The organism is Lentzea sp. NBRC 102530 (assembly GCF_030269365.1).
GTDB lineage: Bacteria > Actinomycetota > Actinomycetes > Mycobacteriales > Pseudonocardiaceae > Lentzea.
Map to the genome: position 1 here is coordinate 586,277 of NZ_BSTF01000001.1, position 16,659 is coordinate 602,935.

16 protein-coding genes are annotated in these 16,659 nt (G+C 71.8%); 10 read left to right on the forward strand and 6 right to left on the reverse strand.

Annotated features, from left to right (window positions below; genetic code table 11):
• Nucleotides 1–11: 11 nt before the first annotated feature.
• From QSK25_RS02550 to QSK25_RS02595, 10 genes are all read left to right on the forward strand, one after another.
• Nucleotides 12–776, forward strand: a complete 765-nt coding sequence (locus QSK25_RS02550) for an SDR family oxidoreductase (protein WP_285631929.1) — start codon at nucleotides 12–14, stop codon at nucleotides 774–776.
• Nucleotides 776–1,912 carry an MFS transporter gene (locus QSK25_RS02555; protein WP_285631932.1) on the forward strand — a complete coding sequence of 379 codons (1,137 nt, stop codon included), beginning with the start codon at nucleotides 776–778 and terminating at the stop codon, nucleotides 1,910–1,912. The genes QSK25_RS02550 and QSK25_RS02555 overlap by 1 nt, the downstream gene beginning before the upstream one ends.
• Nucleotides 1,909–2,496, forward strand: coding sequence for an NADPH-dependent FMN reductase (locus tag QSK25_RS02560; protein WP_285631935.1), 588 nt, complete (start codon nucleotides 1,909–1,911; stop codon nucleotides 2,494–2,496). Before QSK25_RS02555 ends, QSK25_RS02560 begins: the two co-directional genes overlap by 4 nt.
• Nucleotides 2,497–2,509: 13 nt before the next feature.
• Nucleotides 2,510–3,496, forward strand: coding sequence for a PPOX class F420-dependent oxidoreductase (locus tag QSK25_RS45340; RefSeq protein WP_352235702.1), 987 nt, complete (start codon nucleotides 2,510–2,512; stop codon nucleotides 3,494–3,496).
• A 32-nt stretch (nucleotides 3,497–3,528) separates the two neighbouring features.
• A complete protein-coding gene (locus QSK25_RS02570; protein ID WP_285631938.1) occupies nucleotides 3,529–4,845 on the forward strand; it encodes a helix-turn-helix transcriptional regulator in 1,317 nt (438 codons plus the stop codon).
• A gap of 200 nt (nucleotides 4,846–5,045) precedes the next feature.
• Nucleotides 5,046–6,272, forward strand: coding sequence for a helix-turn-helix transcriptional regulator (locus QSK25_RS02575; RefSeq protein ID WP_285631941.1), 1,227 nt, complete (start codon nucleotides 5,046–5,048; stop codon nucleotides 6,270–6,272).
• 279 nt (nucleotides 6,273–6,551) lie between these two features.
• Entirely contained in the window at nucleotides 6,552–7,904 is a 1,353-nt protein-coding gene (locus QSK25_RS02580; RefSeq protein WP_285631944.1) for a cytochrome P450, read from the forward strand.
• Between the two features lie 18 nt (nucleotides 7,905–7,922).
• A complete protein-coding gene (locus tag QSK25_RS02585) occupies nucleotides 7,923–8,987 on the forward strand; it encodes a terpene synthase family protein (protein WP_285631947.1) in 1,065 nt (354 codons plus the stop codon).
• Nucleotides 8,984–10,006 (forward strand): polyprenyl synthetase family protein, encoded by a 1,023-nt coding sequence (locus tag QSK25_RS02590; RefSeq protein WP_285631949.1) that lies wholly within the window; start codon nucleotides 8,984–8,986, stop codon nucleotides 10,004–10,006. Before QSK25_RS02585 ends, QSK25_RS02590 begins: the two co-directional genes overlap by 4 nt.
• Nucleotides 10,007–10,035: 29 nt before the next feature.
• Nucleotides 10,036–11,283, forward strand: coding sequence for an NAD(P)/FAD-dependent oxidoreductase (locus QSK25_RS02595; RefSeq protein WP_285631952.1), 1,248 nt, complete (start codon nucleotides 10,036–10,038; stop codon nucleotides 11,281–11,283).
• 425 nt (nucleotides 11,284–11,708) lie between these two features.
• Here QSK25_RS02595 and QSK25_RS02600 read toward each other — a convergent pair whose 3' ends face one another.
• The 6 genes from QSK25_RS02600 to QSK25_RS02625 form a co-directional block, all read right to left on the reverse strand.
• Complete coding sequence (locus tag QSK25_RS02600) at nucleotides 11,709–12,290, reverse strand: TetR/AcrR family transcriptional regulator (RefSeq protein WP_285631955.1); 582 nt, start codon at nucleotides 12,288–12,290, stop codon at nucleotides 11,709–11,711.
• A complete protein-coding gene (locus QSK25_RS02605) occupies nucleotides 12,277–13,107 on the reverse strand; it encodes an alpha/beta fold hydrolase (protein WP_285631957.1) in 831 nt (276 codons plus the stop codon). The genes QSK25_RS02600 and QSK25_RS02605 overlap by 14 nt, the downstream gene beginning before the upstream one ends.
• A gap of 69 nt (nucleotides 13,108–13,176) precedes the next feature.
• Entirely contained in the window at nucleotides 13,177–14,400 is a 1,224-nt protein-coding gene (locus QSK25_RS02610) for an ABC transporter permease (RefSeq protein WP_502881801.1), read from the reverse strand.
• 2 nt (nucleotides 14,401–14,402) lie between these two features.
• On the reverse strand, nucleotides 14,403–15,077 hold the full coding sequence (locus tag QSK25_RS02615; protein WP_285631963.1) for an ABC transporter ATP-binding protein: 675 nt from the start codon (nucleotides 15,075–15,077) through the stop codon (nucleotides 14,403–14,405).
• Nucleotides 15,074–16,096, reverse strand: a complete 1,023-nt coding sequence (locus tag QSK25_RS02620) for a peptidoglycan-binding protein (protein WP_285631966.1) — start codon at nucleotides 16,094–16,096, stop codon at nucleotides 15,074–15,076. Before QSK25_RS02620 ends, QSK25_RS02615 begins: the two co-directional genes overlap by 4 nt.
• Nucleotides 16,093–16,632, reverse strand: a complete 540-nt coding sequence (locus tag QSK25_RS02625) for a hypothetical protein (RefSeq protein ID WP_285631969.1) — start codon at nucleotides 16,630–16,632, stop codon at nucleotides 16,093–16,095. Before QSK25_RS02625 ends, QSK25_RS02620 begins: the two co-directional genes overlap by 4 nt.
• Between the last annotated feature and the right edge of the window lie 27 nt (nucleotides 16,633–16,659).

The following is a 16,659-nucleotide window of genomic DNA, read 5'->3' on the forward strand; positions in this document are numbered from 1 at the left end:
GACCTCCCCGCATGAGCAAGCTCGCAGGAAAGACGGCACTGGTCACCGGTTCCAGCCGGGGCATCGGACGGGCCACGGCCGTGCGCCTGGCCGCGGAGGGCGCGCTCGTCGCCGTCCACTACGCCGAGAACGCCGACGGGGCCGAGCAGACCGTGAAGACGATCGAGTCCGACGGCGGCGCGGCGTTCGCGGTCCGCGCGGTGCTCGGCACGTCCGGCGGCGTGCAGGACCTGTTCCACGGCCTCGAGGAAGGCCTCAAGGAGCGCGCGGGTTCGGCCGCGCTGGACGTGCTGGTCAACAACGCCGGCACCGCGACGATGGGCACCCCGTTCGACCAGACGAGCGAGGAGGAGCTGGACCAGCTCTTCGCGGTCAACGCCCAGGCGCCGTTCCTCATCGCCCAGCGCGCGCTCGCGGTCATGCGCGACAACGGCCGGATCATCAACATCTCCTCCGGCCTGACCAGGGTCGCCACGCCCGACCAGACGGCGTACGCGATGACCAAGGGCGCGATCGAGCAGCTCACCCTGCACCTCGCGAAGCTCCTCGCCCCGCGCGGCATCACCGTCAACAGCGTCGCGCCGGGCATCACCGACAACGGCAACCCCGTCTTCGGCATCCCCGAGGTCGCCCGGCAGATGGCACAGCTCTCGGCGTTCAAGAAGGTCGGCGACGCCGCCGACGTGGCCTCCGTGATCGCGTTCCTCGCCTCGCCCGACGGCCGCTGGGTGACCGGCTCGTTCGTCGACGCGACCGGCGGGACGCTGCTCGGCTGATGGCGCACCAGACGTCCGTTCGGGCGAGCGCCGTGCTGCTGGTGGTGGCCGGCACGTTGCTGATCGACTCGCTGGTGGTGGCGCTGCTCGGCGTGGCGCTCCCGTCCATCGGGGCCGAGTTCGGCGGGAACGTGGCGGCCCAGTGGGCGCTGACCGCGTTCCCGGCCGGGTTCGCCGCCGCGTTGCTCGGCGGCGGCCCGGTCGCCCGGCGCTGGGGCCGGCGGCGGGCGTACCTCGCCGCGCTGTCCGGGTTCGCCGCCGCCGCCACGGCGGCCGCCCTCGCCCCGGCTCTGTGGGCTCTCGTCGCGGCGACGTTCGTGATGGGCGTGTGCGCGGGCATCACCGCACCGGCAGGGGGCGCGGTGATCGGGGCGACGTTCGAGGCGGGCCCGGCGCAACGGCGGGCGGCTCGCGTCTACGCGACGTTCGGCACCGCCGGGGCGACGCTGGGGCTGGTGCTGTCCGGGGTGCTCGCGGAGTGGAGCTGGCGGCTGGCCGTGCTCGCCCCAGCCCCGGCGGCCGTGGTGCTGCTCGGGATGGGGTTGCGGTGTCTGCCCGACACACCCGTGCCGCCTGCCCGGCCGGTACCGCTGCCGTCCGCCCTCGTGCGCGCCGCCCTCGGCGCGGCGTCGCTCAACGGAGCTTCGGTCGCCCTGGTCGTGGTGGCGAACTTCCTGCTCCAGCAACAGTTCGGCTGGGCGCCGTGGCAGAGCGCGTTGCTGTGCGTGCCCGCCTTCGTCACCCTCGCCCTCTCGGTGGTGCTGGCCGAGCGGTTCGGCACCACCAGGCCGATCCGGGCGGGGGCGGTGCTCGCGGTGGCGGGGTGCGCGTTGCCCGCGCTGAGCCCGACGCCGGTCGCCCTGCTGGGCGCGACCGTGCTGCTCGGTGCGGCCTACCTGCTGTCCTTCGCCCCGCTGAACGTCGCCGCCACCGCGTCGGTCGCCCCGCCGGACCGGCCCGCCGCGGGTCTCGCGGTGCAGCTGCTCGTGCAGCTCGGGGCCGTGGCGACGGTCCCGCTCGCGACCGCGTTGCTGCTGGCCGGCCCACACCCGGCGGTGTTGTTCACGACCGCCGTGGCCGTGGTCGGCCTCGGCGCGAGCCTGTCCACCCCGAACCACGCAGAGGAACAGAGATGACCACACCCCCTGTCCGGCTGGCCCTGATCGTGGGCAGCGCACGGGAGCAGTCCACCAGCGCGACGATCGCCCGCTGGTTCGCCGACGAGGTGCGCACCCGGCCGGAGTTCGAACTCGACGTGCTGCACCTGGCCGACTTCCCGCTCACCACGTCCGGCCCGAGCTGGCAGCCCGGCCAGGCCGAACGCGACGTGCTGGCCACGTCGGTGCCGCGGCTGAGCGAGGCCGAGGCGTTCGTCGTGGTGACGCCCGAGTACAACCGCAGCTTCCCGGCCGCGCTGAAGAACTTCATCGACTGGCACCTCACCGAGTGGCGCGCGAAGCCCGTCGGGTTCGTCTCCCACGGCGGCGGGATCGGCGCCGGACTGCGCGCCGTCGAGCAGTTGCGGCTGGTGTTCGCGGAACTGCGCGCCACGACCGTGCGGGAGTCGGTGAGCTTCCGCGGTGGTGCCACCGCGTTCGACGGCGACCGGCCGCGCGACGAGGCCGACGCCAAGCTCGCCGTGACCGCCCTGCTCGACGAGCTCGCCTGGTGGTCGCTCGCCCTGCGGCACGGCCGCGCCGCCCTCGCCTACCCCGCCTGACAGGAGCCCGACCATGACCTCCCTCCTCGACCACGCCGACTCCGTGTTCCTCAAGCCCACCGGGAGCACGGACGCCGCCGCCGTCCTCGACCAGGTGCGCTCCGGCCGGTGGCCCGCCGGCGTCGACAGCGTGGCCGTGCTCGTCGACGTGATCAGCGGCGCGGTGGTGCTCTACGGCCAGTCGTCCCGTGACGTCCCCGCGCCGGCCGACTGGGTCCGCTACCGGCGCCACCGCGGGACCCCGGTGCTGGGAGAGGCGCCGTACTTCGCGCTCAACACGTTCGACGCGCCGGACCACGAGAGCGCGCGGCGGTGGATCGACGCCGTGCAGGAGGTGGAGGGCGGCGCCGGTGTTCCCGCCGGGATCGTCGGCGCTCACACGAACATCAAGGACGACGGCACCGGACTGCTGAACTGCTCGGGCTGGCTCGACGGCGGCTCGCACGCCGAGTTCGTCGCGAGCGGTGTGCTCGCCGAGGCGTTCTCCCGGCTGCCACCGCCGGGTCCGGCCGGCCGGGTCAACGGTGGATTCCTCGTGCACGCGACGGTGACCGCGCCCGAGCCGCGGCCGTCCGTCTTCACCGAGGCGGAACTGGACTACCTGGACGGTCAGCGTCTCGGTAGGCTCGCGACCGTTCACCCGGATGGAACCCTTCAGGCGAATCCCGTGGACTTCCGTCACAACCCCGCCACCGACACGATCGACATCGGCGGTTACGGAATGGCACGAAGCCGCAAGTACCGCAACATCGCCGACAACGGCAGGGCCGCGTTCGTGGTCGACGACATCGCCTCCTACGAACCTTGGCGGGTGCGCTGTCTCGACCTGCGCGGACGTGCCGAGGTGATCGAGGAGCCGACGGACTCGGTGATCGGTTCCGCGATCGGCCTGGAGGGTCCGATCATCCGGTTCCACCCGTCACGCATCGTGAGCTTCGGCATCGAGGAGGCGGACACGGAGGCGCACGAGTTGACGGTGAACGCCCGCACCGTTGCTTGACGAGTGATGGTGGAAACGCTCTCATGGAGTGCGTGTCCACGGATGTGAACGGCCGCGCCTCGCTCGTCCACTCCGGACGGTGGGCGGAAGCCGACGAGGCACTGCTCGGTGAGCTCGACGGCGCGTCCGGTGCGCGGGCACTGGAACTCGTCGAGTGCCCCAGACCTCCGGCGTCCACGCCCGCTCCTGCACCGTCTCACGTGGTCGGCCTCGCGCGTTGCGCGGCGGCACGGGCCGTGGTCCTGGCGAACGCCGGGCACGACCGCGCCGCCGCCGTGCGGCACGCGGACGAGGCGTTCGCGCTGGCGGGGGAGATCGACCCGGACACCTTCTGGCACTCCATGCTGGTGCTCCTGCACGCGGAGGAACTGGACCGGGTCGAAGACGAATGCCGTGTGCTCGCGCGATCTCCGCGGCACCGGACCGTCGTTCCGCTGCTGCTGGCCCGTGTGCTCGCGCTGTCCGGTGACCTCACCAACGCGCACGGGGTGCTGTCCGGTGTCGTCGAGCGCACGGGTTCCTCGCTCGCCGTCGCCTGGCTGGTCGAGGTGATGGCCGAACTCGGCCATCCCGACCGCGCGGTGGCGTTGCTGGAGTCCCGCGGGTTGCGCGGCGCGATGAGGGGCGCCGAGCACCGGGCGCACCTGCTGGCGGCGCGGGGCGCGGCGGGGCTCGCGGCCGGCCGGTTCCGCCCCGCCCTGCAGGACCTGCTCGACGCCGGTCGCGTGCTCGCCTCGCTGGGAGTGCGCAACCCCTCGGTGGTGATGTGGCAGGCGCGGGCGGCGCTGTGCGCGTCCGCGTTGAGGCAGCCCGATCTCGCGGTGGCGCTGGCGGAGGAGCAGTACGCGGCGGCGCAGCGCTGGAACTCGCCGTGGGGCCGCGCGACGGCACTGCACGCGCTCGCCATCGCGCGCACCGACGAGCGCAGCATGCAGCGGTTGCAGCACGCGATCGAGCTGGTCGCCGCCGGCCGCGCCCAGGGCGGGCGCACGAGGATGTGTTACGACCTGGCGGTGCTGCTGCGGGAACGGCAGTCCTTCCGCGACGCCGAGTCCCTTTTGGACACCGCGATGCAGGCGGCCCGCAGTGCGGGCAACGTGACCTGGGCCGACCGGGTCGCGCGGGCGACCGAGGCCGTCGTCTCCGCGCGCACCACCGCCGGTGGGCGGTTGAGCAGTCAGGAGATCACGACGGCCCGCCTGGCCCGTTCCGGTCTCTCCAACCGGGAAATCGCCGCTCAGCTCTGTCTCACCACGCGCACGGTCGAACACCACCTGTCCGGCGTCTACCAAAAACTCGGCATCTCAGGACGGCCGGATCTCGCTTTTGCCCTGGGGGCTCTGTCTTGATTCGCGCGAACTGCTGAACCACCTTCGTCTCGTTAGGTGTTCGCGCTGCTCAACGCCCCTTGAGCAGGTCGCATCGAATCTTCTTATGCTCCGCATAACCGCTCCTGGGCTTCCGGGGCGGCACGGCCCGCCGCTAACTTCGCAATCGGTCAAGAAAACGTTCCGCAGTCGCGTGAACACGCACCGAAAGCGATTCCGCCGTGGACACAGTCATCGCGTTGAACCCTGCCCTGCCCGCGTTTCCCGCCATGCGGTTCGCGTCGGGGGAGTCCCACGCGACGTGTCACGCCGTCACCGCGCTGGCCCTGGTCCGCGCGGGAGCGGATCGACCGGCCGCCATCCACCACGCGGAGTCCGCGTTGGACGACCCCGGCTGCGCGGCCCACGTCTCGTGCACCTGGACGAGCCTGGTGACGCTGCTCGCCGCGGCGGCGCCCCACGCGCTGGACGCCCGCCTGCACGAGCTCGAACGCTCCTCGCAGCTGGCGGCGCGCGCAGGGGGTGAGACCGTGGTCGAACTGCTCCGCGCCCGCTGTGACTTCTTGCTGGGACAACAGGACCGGGCCCGTGCCGTGCTGACCCGGGTCGTCCACGACCGCGCGACCGCGCTGGACCTCCGCTGCCTGGCGCTGGCCTGGCTCACCCACGTCCTGGTGGCGGCGAGACAGCACACCGCCGCCCGTCACCTGCTGGAAACGAACGACATCGAGCGTTTGCTGGCCCGCCGCACGACCTACCGCCCGCTGCTGCTGATGGCCCGCGGGGCCGTGCACACCGGAGCCGGCCGATTCGCCCGCGGCCTCGAGGACTTCCAGGAGGCGGGCCGCGGCCTCACCGAGGCGGGCGTGCACAACCCGGCCCTCGTCACGTGGCGGCCACCCGCGGTGAAAGCCGCACTGCGGCTGGGAAACCGCGCCCTGGCCGCCGAACTCGCCACCGAGGAGCTCGCGGCGGCCCGCCGCTGGGGTTCCCCGCACGCCGTGGGGACCGCGTTGCACACCAGGAGCCTCGTGACCGGGGACAACGCGGAGCTGGAGGACTCGATCAGCCTGATGGAGCTGGGAGGCACGCACTTCCTGCTCCCCGAGGCGTTGCTGGAGCTGGGCGGCAGGCTGGCGGCCGAGGGCTCGGCCGCGGCCCGTCCACGGCTGGAACGCGCCGCGGAGGTCGCCGCCCTGATGGGGCACCACCACCAGGTGCACGAGGCGCAGCGACTGCTCGCGACCCTGTCCCGCGCGGCCGAGGTCAGGCTGAGCGACCAGGAGACCCGCGTGCTGTCCCTGGCCCAGTCGGGCTGCACCAACAAGCAGATCGCGGCGAAGCTGTGCCTGACCGTGCGCGGCGTCGAGTTCCACCTCTCGTCGTGCTACCGCAAGCTCGGCCTGTCGGGGCGGCGTGACCTCGCCGCCGTGCGCATCGCGACCTGACGCCCGCCCGTCGGTGCCGTGCGTTCGTCCAATTCGGACTCCTGAACGCACGGCGCCTCGTCGTGCGACGGACCGGGTCGTGCCGGGACGGGTCGCCGGGGAAGAGAACCCGGAAGAAAGCGCACAGCTCGATCGCAGGTACCCCACAGCGGCCGTCGACCGTGTTCATTCACCACCAGATACCCCGGATGGGCCTTGTGCCGCCCCTTGTTCATCCTCGTGGGCCGCGAGTTCCCGTTCGAACGAGCTGTTCGTGTCCGTCCTGCGATCGGAGTTGCCATGACGGTGGTGCAAGAGAGTTCCGAGTACCGGCTGGGTGCGGCGCCGGGCGGGCTGCCGCTGGTCGGCAACGCCCTGCAGATCTTCACGGATCCGCTGAACTTCCTGCCGGCGCTGCGGCACCAGGGCGACCTCGTCACGGTGCGGCTGGGCCGGGAGATCGCCTACATGGCGGTGACGCACGACGTCGTGCAGGAGGTGTTGCAGAACCCGCGCACGTTCGACAAGGGCGGGGAGTTCATCGACAAGATGCGCGTCATCCTGGGTGACGGCATCGGCACCTGCAGCTCAACCGTCCACAAGCGACAACGCTCGTTCGTGCAGCCCGCGTTCCAGAAGTCGCGGATCGCCGGGTACACGGCGGTCATGGCGTCCCACGTCGGCGAACTGGCCGGCACCTGGGAGCCGGGTACGCGGGTGAACGTGCTGGAGGAGATGAGCAGGCTCACCACGCGGGTCACCGCGCAGGCCATGTTCTCCGACGAACGGGTCAGCGGCGCGGCCATCGCGGAGGTGCAGCGGTCGTTCCCGATCGTCTGGCACGGCGTGTACCGGCGGATGTTCCTGCCGCTGCCGCTGCTCCACGAGTTGCCGCTCAAGGCGAACAGGGACTTCCGTGCCGCGTTGCAGCGCCTGGACGACGTCATCGCGGACATGGTGGCCGCTTACCGCGCGGACGACCGCGAGCGCGACGACATCCTGTCGATCCTGTTGTCCGGCAGGGACTCCGACGGCGCGGGGCTGACCGACGAGCAGATCCGCGACGAGCTGATGACGGTGCTCGCCGCCGGTGTCGAGACGCCCGCCTCGGGGCTGGCGTGGACGTTCTGGTTGCTCAGCGGGCACCCGGAGGTCGAGGCGCGGCTGCACGAGGAGGTCGACCGGGTGCTGGACGGCCGCACCGCGACGTTCGAGGACTACCAGAACCTGCCGTACACCAACAGGATCATCAACGAGGCGCTGCGGATGTACCCGCCGGTGTGGTTCATCACCCGGCGTGCGGTCGCCGACACGACGCTGGCGGGGCATCCGATCCCGGCTGGTTCGAGCATCCTGTTCAGCCCGTACGCGCTGCACCGCGATCCGGCGGTGTTCGAGAACCCGGACGAGTTCGTGCCGGACCGGTGGGAGGTCGAGCGGCTGAAGCAGCTGCCGCGCAACGCCGTGATCTCGTTCAGCGGTGGCAGCCGCAAGTGCATCGGTGACGTGCTGGCCAACCACGAGATGACCATCGCCGTCGCGTCCATCGCCGCGAAGTGGCGCCTCACCGCCGTTCCCGGCCACGAGATGAAGCCGTTCGTGAAGGCGGAGCTCACCCCCGGTGACCTGCCGCTCGTGCTCGAACGCCGCTGAACCGGCAGGAGTCGTGTCATGACCTTGTTGTCCCACCGGACCACCGAGCTGGTCCTGTCCCCGCCGCCGGGGCACCCCCTGCTGGACCTCCGGCCCGAGATCTCCCCGCTCCGCGACGTCATCGAGCAGAGCATTCTCGACTGGGCCGACGAGTTCGACCTGCTGGACGGCGAGCAGGCCCGCCGCAAGCTGGCCCGCACGCACCTCGGCGAGCTCGTCGCCCGCGCCTACCCGCGCATCGAACCGGATCGTGTGCGCGCGATCGCGGGATGGTTCACCTGGGCGTTCGTCATCGACGACTGCTACGACCGACCCGTCGGCGGGCACGCGGACGCCGTCACCCGGCTGCTGCACGTGCTGACACCGGACGGCACCGAGGCCACGACCGTGAGAACGCGACTCGACGGCGCGCTGGCACGGGTGTGGTCGGAGCTGGCACGCGACCGCAGCCCGTTGTGGCGCATGAGGTTCACGCAGCACATGGTGCAGTTCGTGGCCGCGTTCAAGTACGAGGCCCTCAACCGCGGCCACCGCCACACGCCGAGCCTGGTGAGCTACACCCAGCTCCGGCGGGCCTCCGGCGGGATCACCCCGTCGCTCGACCTGCTGGAGGCGGCGACCGGTCAGGAGGTGCCGGCGCTGCTGCACGAGTCCGAGCAGCTGCGCACGATGTTCGACCGCGCCTCCGATGTCGTCGTCTGGGTCAACGACATCGTGTCGCTGCCCAAGGAACTGCGCAACGGTGAGACCACCAACGGGGTCCTGGTGCTCGCCCAGGCCCGCGGCCTCGACCCGCAAAGCGCGGTGACCGCCGCCTACGACCTCGTCGCGCGGCAGATGGAGGAGTTCGCCGCGGCGGAACAGGACCTCGACCTCCTGGTGCGGGGCTGGCTCGGTCTGGACCGGGCCGAGCTCGACGCACTGTCGTCGTTCGTCGCGGGCATGAAGTCGTGGATGCGCGCCAACCTCGACTGGTCGAACGGCTGCGCGCGTTACCTGGTCGCGGACGGCGTCCACCTCGCCACGGACCCCGGTCTGGTCGCGCCGCTGCCCGGTGCCACCGCTCACCGGGAGCAGCCATGACCCTCGCCCGGACACCAGCGCTCGACCCGCGCGGGATCCACGCCGAGGTGGCTCGCGCGGTGCAGGACACCGTGATCCGCCTGTGCCCGGGGGTCTCCGCCATCGCCGGTTACCACGCGGGCTGGCTCACGGAGGAGGGCGCACCCGCGGTCGGCGGCCTGGGCAAGGCGTTGCGCTCCCGCCTCGCCGTGCTGGGAGGAGCAGCTGCCGGAGCCAGCACCGGCATGTGCGTGGCCGCGGGCGTCGCGGTCGAGTTCGTGCACGACTTCAGCCTGTTGCAGGACGACGTGATGGACGGCGACACCGAACGTCGCCACCGGCCCGCCGCGTGGACCGTTTTCGGTGCTCCCGCAGCACTTCTCACGAGCGACGCCCTGCTCGCGGCGGCGGCCGAGGTGCTGCTCGAAGCGGACTCGCCGCACGCCGCGTGCGCCACCCGCGTGCTGCTCAAGACGGTGCGCGCGCTGGTCCTGGGGCAGACCAGGGACCTCGCCTTCGAACAGCGCCTGGACGTCACGCCGGAGGAGTACCTGGCGATGGCGGCGGGCAAGACGGCGGCCCTGATCAGCTGTTCGGCCTCGCTCGGAGCCGTGCTGGCGGGTGCGCCCACCGAGGTCGTGATGGGCCTCGCGGAGTACGGCACGAACCTCGGACTCGCGTTCCAGCTCACCGACGACCTGCTCGGCATCTGGGGTGACGCCCAGCTCACCGGCAAGCCGGTGCTCGCGGACCTGCGCAGGCGCAAGAAGTCGGCGCCGGTGGTCGCCGCGCTGAACAGCGGTGGCCTGCACGCGCTGGAGCTCAGGGACTTCTACGAGGACCCCGGCCCGCTCAGCGAGACCGACGTGCCGCGGATGGCCCTGCTGGTCGAACAGTGCCACGGCAGGCGGTGGACCATCGACCGCATCGCGCTGCACACGGCGGAAGCCCTGCGCTGCCTGTCCGGCCTGCGCCTGCCCCAGGACGTGGCGGCCGAACTCGCCGAGATCGCCCAGTCCGTGCCGAGCAGGCGCAAGTGACGTTCCGAAACTGCGAAAGGCAGGCACCGTTGAACACGAACGACGAAGCAGGCTCCCACCCCCGTGGCCCGCGATCCGGCCCGCACGTCGTCCTGCTGGGCGTCGGCTACGTCTCGGTCTGGGCCTACCGCGCGTTGCGGCGGAGCCTGGGAGACCAGGTGCACATCACGGTCGTCGCGCCGGTCGACGCGCACTCGTACCACGGCTGGACGGGTGAGGTCCTGTCCGGCGAGCTGCCTCCGGAAGCACAGCGCAGCCCGATCGCCGAAGCTCTTCCCGCGGCGGCACATGTGCGGGGCTGGGCGCGCCGCGTGGACCGCGACCGCCGCACCGTCGAGGTGGAGTGCGCCGACGGCGCGACGGTGACGGTCACCTACGACCACCTGGTGGTCGGCATCGGGTCCACAGAGGACGTTTCGTCCGTGCCGGGCCTGCAGGAGCACGGTTTCCGCCTGCGGCACCTCGGGCAGGCCGGTGCCCTGGCGGCCCACCTCGACCAGTGCGTGGCCGAGGCCGCGCGCTCCTCGTACGACCGGTCCACGTCGCTGACCGTCGTGGTGGCGGGCGGGGGGCTGGCGGGCGTCGAGAGTTCCATCGCCGTCTCCCAGCGGCTGGCCGCGGCCACCGGTGCTCCCACCGGCTCGGCGGGAGGACCGAGGGTGGTGCTGGTGAGCTCCAGGGCGGAGCTCGCGCAGGAACTCCGCGAGGGCGGCCGCGAACTCGTCCGGCAGGCGTTGCGCCGCAACGGTGTCGAGGTCCTGACCGGCACGAGGGTGGTGGAGGTGGCGGCCGACGGCGTGAAGCTCGACGACGGCCTGTGGATCCCGGCGCACACGACCCTCGCGACCGTCGGCAACCGCGTGATGCCGCTGCCAGGCCTGGACGACCTGCCCGTGGACGACCGCGGCCGGTGGATCGCCGACCGCAACCTCCAGGTGGCGCAGGACGTGTGGGCGGCGGGTGACGCGGCGGTCGTGCCGCTGAAGTCCGGCGCGCCCGCACCCGTCGACGCGGGCTGGGCGATCGGCGAAGGCGGCTGGGTCGGCGACAACATCGCCCGCGTGATCCGCGGGAAGCAGCAGAAGCCGTTCGGGTTCAAGAGCATCGGCGTGGCCGCGGGCTTCGGGCAGAGGTCCGGTGTGCTGGAGGCGTGGGGGATCGCGTACCGCGGCCGCACGGCCTGGTTCTCCCGCATGCTGTTCTTCCTGTACTACATGCCTTCCCGGGAGCAGGCGAAGCGCGTGTACCGCATGCTGCGCGCCAAGTCCGGCGACTGACGGTGGCCCAACGTGCGAACACGACCGACATGAGTCAGCCGGCTTCCACTTCGTCGCCGGTGATCAGCTCGCCGTTCGCGGCGGCGTGGACGACCGAGGACACCGTGACGTCGCGGTCGAAGCGCAGTGCTCGGGTGCCTGAGGCGTCCGACACCGCCGCGGCGGTGCGGGTCGTGCCGAGATCGACACCCAGACCGCAGGACGTGCTGCGTCTCCACGTTCGAAGCGCCGGTGCGACTCGGGTGCTGATCGCTGTGTCCGAGATGGACTTCCGACCCGAGGGTGATCGAGCGGCGGCACCGCGTTCGAGGCGAGCCGGTTCAACCTCCCCGCTCCGGGCGCGACCGCGCCGACCACGTTGAAGTGATCTTCTGTCGGCGTTCTCCGCACGTTCGACCACGTGTCGTGGCGGTCTGCGGTGTACCTCACTCGCGCCCTGCGGCGTGGCGGAGGCCGTGGTCGATCAGGTCGATGAGCCATTCGAAGCTCTCGCCGACGTCGGTCGACCACTGGAACCCGTTGGTGGCCTCGAGGTTCGCGAAGCCGTGGAAGGTGCTGCGCAACGCCCGCAACGCGTGGGTCATCTTCTCCGGCGGGATGTCGTACCCCCGCAGGACTGCCTCGAACGGCCCGAGGCCGCGCAGGGAGGCGGTGGCGACCGGGTCGTCGGGGCCGGTCGGGGTCAGGCCGACGGTGGAGGCGTAGCGGCCGGGGTGGGTGACCACGAAGTCGCGCAGCGCGTGAGCGGCGGCGGCCAGGGCGTCGCGGCCCGCGCGGCCCTGGGTGGCCGCGCCGAGGGCGTCGGCCATCTCCGCGTAGGCGAGTGCCGCGATGCGGCGGTTGAGGTCGTCCTGGCTGGCGACGTGCTTGTACAGCGACGGGGAACGCACGCCGAGGCGTTCGGCCAGCTTGCCCATGGTCAGTTCGGTGAAGCCGATCTCGTCGGCCAGCGCGGCGCCGGCCGCCGTGATCGTGGCCGCGTCCAGGCCTGCCCTAGGCACGGACACCGGCCAGGAACGTCAGGATCGCGGCGAGGGTCTCCCCGGGGTACTGGACGTGCGGGTAGTGGCCCGCGCCGTCGATCATCGTGAGCGTGCCCAGGCCCGCCGGCAGGTCGGCGACGATCGCCTCGCCCTCTGCGCGCGGTGAGGCCCAGTCGGGGTCGTCCGTGCCCTGCACCACGAGCACCGGGCAGGTGACGTTCGCCAGCTGCTCGCCGGCGTCGGCGGGGGAGGTCTTGCCCATCGCCTGGAGGACCTTCATGCGTCCTGGCTCCTCGAGCTTCGCGGTGATCTGCGCCAGGCGGGCGTCCCAGTCCGCCGGTTTGACGCCGGGGTAGGCGATGTCGAGGTACTTGGCCCACTGGCCGGTGCTGCCGAGCAGGGCGGTGCCGAGCAGACGCGTCATGCCGCGGCGGTAGCCGGGCACCCGGAAGTCGGACAGCTTCACCTGCTGCCTGCGGGTGAACGGTGCGAGCTCGACCAGCGCGGTGACGAGCTCCGGTGCCTTGGCCGCGGCGATCGTGACCGCGCCGCCCGAGATGGAGTGGCCGATCAGCACGGCGGGCTCGCCGAGGTGCTTGACCAGGGCGATCAGGTCGCCGGCCAGGTCGGTGCGGCGGTAGGACGGCCAGTCGGCGCTGGACTCGCCGTGGCCGCGCAGGTCCGTGGTGACGACCCGGTGGCCGGCCTCGGCCAGCGCGGGGGCGAGGAAGCGGTAGGCCTCACGGCTGTCGCCCATGCCGTGCGCGAGCACGACCAGCGGTCCGGCGCCGGTGACCTCGTAGGCGATGGTGCCGCCGCCGACGTCGAGGAACTCGGTCATGTCCGCCTCCTTGGCTAATTGAATTAGCTAAAAGCTATCACGATTAGCCAAGGAGTCAACCGCGTGGTCTCACGGCGCGGCGAGCGCCTCCGTCGGGGTCAGTCGCGACGCCCGCACGGCCGGGTACACGCCGGCCACCACACCGGTCACCACGGCCGCGCCCAGCCCGGCCAGCACCACCTCCAGCGGGATCGCCGCTGGCCAGCGGTGGAAGTAGGCGTACCCGGCGGTGCCCGCCAGGCCCAGCAGCACGCCCGCCACACCGCCGAGCACGCACAGCACCACCGACTCGGTCAGGAACTGCGTCCGGATCTGGCCCCGGTGAGCTCCCAGCGCACGCCGCAGGCCGATCTCGCGTTTGCGTTCCAGCACGGAGATCACCATGGTGTTGGCGACGCCGATACCGCCGACCAGCAACGCCACGCCGGCGAGTCCGAGCATCAACGCCGAGAAGGTGGTCTCGGTGAGGCGCTTGGCCGTCAGGGCGTCGGACGGGCGGCTCACCCGCACCTGCATCGGCTTCTCCGGGTAGACGCTTTGCGGCAGCACCGCGCGCACGTCGTCGATCGCGGATTCCTGCGCCCGCAGGTAGAGGACGGTGGGGCGTTGGTCGAAACCGATGTCCCTTGCGGCGTCCCAGCCGACGAGTGCCGCGCGCTCGACTTCGGGGGCGAGCGGCAGGGGGTCGAGGATGCCGATCACGGTGAACCAGCGGTCGTTGATCCTCACCTGCGCGTCCGGGGCGGTGATGCCGAGGCGGGTCGCGGCCACGTCGCCGAGGACGACGGTCGGGAACTTCTCGGTGGCATCGCTGAAGAACGTGCCGGTGCGGACTCGTCCGTTCAAGGTCTCGAGCAGGTTGAGCTTCGTGGCCAGAACCGTCAGCCCCGACGTCTCCGAGTCCGGGATCTGATCTGAGCGGCGGATGACGGCGTGCGTGTTGGCTACAGCGCTCACGTCGCTGGCGGGGCCGATGCGGGACGCCATCGTCACCGACTCGGGCGGTAGGGAGGCGGCCTCGTCGTTGGTGCCCGGGGCGGCTTCGGCGCGCAGGAGGTTGGTGCCCAGGGCGGCGAACTCCTCCATCAGCGCCGCTCGGCTCGACGCCGGGATGCCGGTGACGACGACCAGGGTGGCGATGCCGATGGAGATGCCCAGCGCGGACAGCACGGCGCGCATCGGCCTGGTCCGCAACGGGGAGAGGCCCAGCCGCAGGAGGTCGGCGGCGCTGAGCCTGGCCGGTGTGACGTCGCGGGGATCGGCGGAGCGGGTGGGCCGGGGTGCGATGTGCACGCTCACACCGTCACCTCCGCCCGGATGCGACCGTCCCTGATCTCCACCCGGCGGGGCAGCCGGGCGGCCACCTCGCGGTCGTGGGTGATCACGGCGAGGGTGGTGCCCTCGCGGTGGAGGTCCAGCAGGAGGTCCAGGACGGCGTGGCCGGTCGCGGTGTCCAGGGCACCGGTCGGTTCGTCGGCGAGCAGCAGTGCCGGGCGGTTGACCACGGCGCGGGCGATGGCCACGCGCTGGCGTTCACCGCCGGACAGTTCGTGCGGGCGGTGCTTCAGCCGGTGGCCCAGGCCGACCCTGGTCAGGGCTTCGGTGGCCAGGGCGGTCCGCCACTTGTGCGGGGTGCCCGCGTAGAGCAGGCCGGTGGCGACGTTGTCGAGCGCGCTCAGGCCGTCGGTCAGGTGGAACTGCTGGAAGACGAAACCGATGCGGCGGCCGCGCAACGCGGAGAGCCTGCGGTCGGAGAGCGTGGCGATGTCGTGGCCGTCGAGCATCACCGTGCCGCTGGACGGGCGGTCGAGCGTGCCCAGGAGGTTGAGCAACGTCGACTTGCCCGAGCCGGACGGGCCGACGATCGCGACCGCCTCGCCCTCGTGCAGGGTCAGGGACACGCCGTCCAACGCGCGCACGCCTCCCGCGTACTCCTTGACGGCGTCGACGATCTGCAGGACCGGGGTCATGACGTCGTCACCACCTTGAGGCCCTCGGTGAGGCCGCCGCCGCTGATCTCCACCAGGCCGCCGGCGAACAGCCCGGTCTTCACGGCGACCAGGCCCGTCTCGGTCTGCACGGCGTAACCGCCCTCGCGCAACGCCAGCAGGGCGGTGACCGGGACGGCCAGAACGCCCTGGCGGGCGGTGCTGGTCACGCGCAGGCGGACCGGGCCGGAGTCGAAGTCGCCGACCTCGGTGTCGAGGCCGATGTCCACGGCGATCTTCGGGGTGTCCTCGCCGTTGCCGTTCTTCTCCGCCGTCGCCTCGGTGCTCACCGACCGGACGGTGCCGGTGGTCTCCTTGCCGTCGGGCAGGACCACGGTCACCTTCAAGTCCTTTGTGAACACCGCGGCCTCGCGCGCGTCGACGGAGGCGGCCACGGCCTTGTCGGTGGCGGTGACGGTCATCAGCGGGCCCTCGCCGGACGCCGACAGCTTCGCGGTGACCGCCTCGACCCGGACCTTGCCGGGCAGCACGACGACGTCACCGGGGTCGAGCACACCGCTCTCGTCGACCTTCTCGGCCTTCTGCCAGCGCTTGACGGCGTCGATGGTGGCCTGGGTGAACTCGTCGGGGGCGCCACCGAGTTTGTAGCCGAGAGCGCCGAGGTTGTCCTTCACGGTCTTGACGTCCGGACCCTTGAGGCCGGGCTTGTCGAGCTTGCGCCACAACGGGGTGTCGCCGAGGAACAGCCACACCGGCCGGTTGTCCACTTTGTACACGGCGTTGCCGCGGTCGACCGCGGTGCCGGGGGAGGGCAGCCAGGTGAGCGTGCCCGTGAGGCGTCCGGTCACCTGCTGGGAGGTGCCGAAGCCGAGGTTCGCCTTGAACTCGCGGACGTCGGTCAGGTCGGTCTTCACCACGGCGACCGTCCTGGGCGCCGCGGGTGGTGCGCTCTGGGCGGGGGAGCGGCGCGTCCAGGTGAGCGCGAACACGCCGGCTGCCAGCAGGAGGACGACGACCCCGGCGATGATCCACCGCTTCACTTGCGTCCCCCGCCGAAGACATCCTGCTCGCAGTCCTTCTCGATCTTGAGCCGCTGGTCCTCGGGCAGCGTCTGCACGCCGTCGTAGGTCCAGCTGCCCGGCTCGGTCTCGATGACCTTCACGCCGCGGCTGTTGAGGCACTGGACGTTCTTGTGCCAGTTGTCCTTGAACGTCGGGTTGCCGGAGTCCATCTCCCACGGCGGCAACGGCCACTTCTTCGCGCACGCCTTCCACGCCTCGTCGTTGTACCGCTGGCGCGTGCCGCTCATGTCGGTCGGACCGGCGCCGGTGCCCGTCGCGTTCGGGTCCTTCTCGGCCAGGCAGGCGGTGTGGGCGTCGTACAACCGCTGCTTGTCCCCCTCGGTCATGTCCATGCGCAGTCGCGGCTGCTCGCCGTCGGACGGCGTCGTCACGGTGGTCGAGGGCGTGCCGGCACCGGAGGACTCCAAGGACGCGACGTTCGACAACGGTGGCGCGGCCTGGCTGCACGCCGACAGCGACAGCGCGGCGGCAGCGGTCAACAGCCTGGGGTTCATGGCGGCGATGCTGCCGCGCGGTTGTGC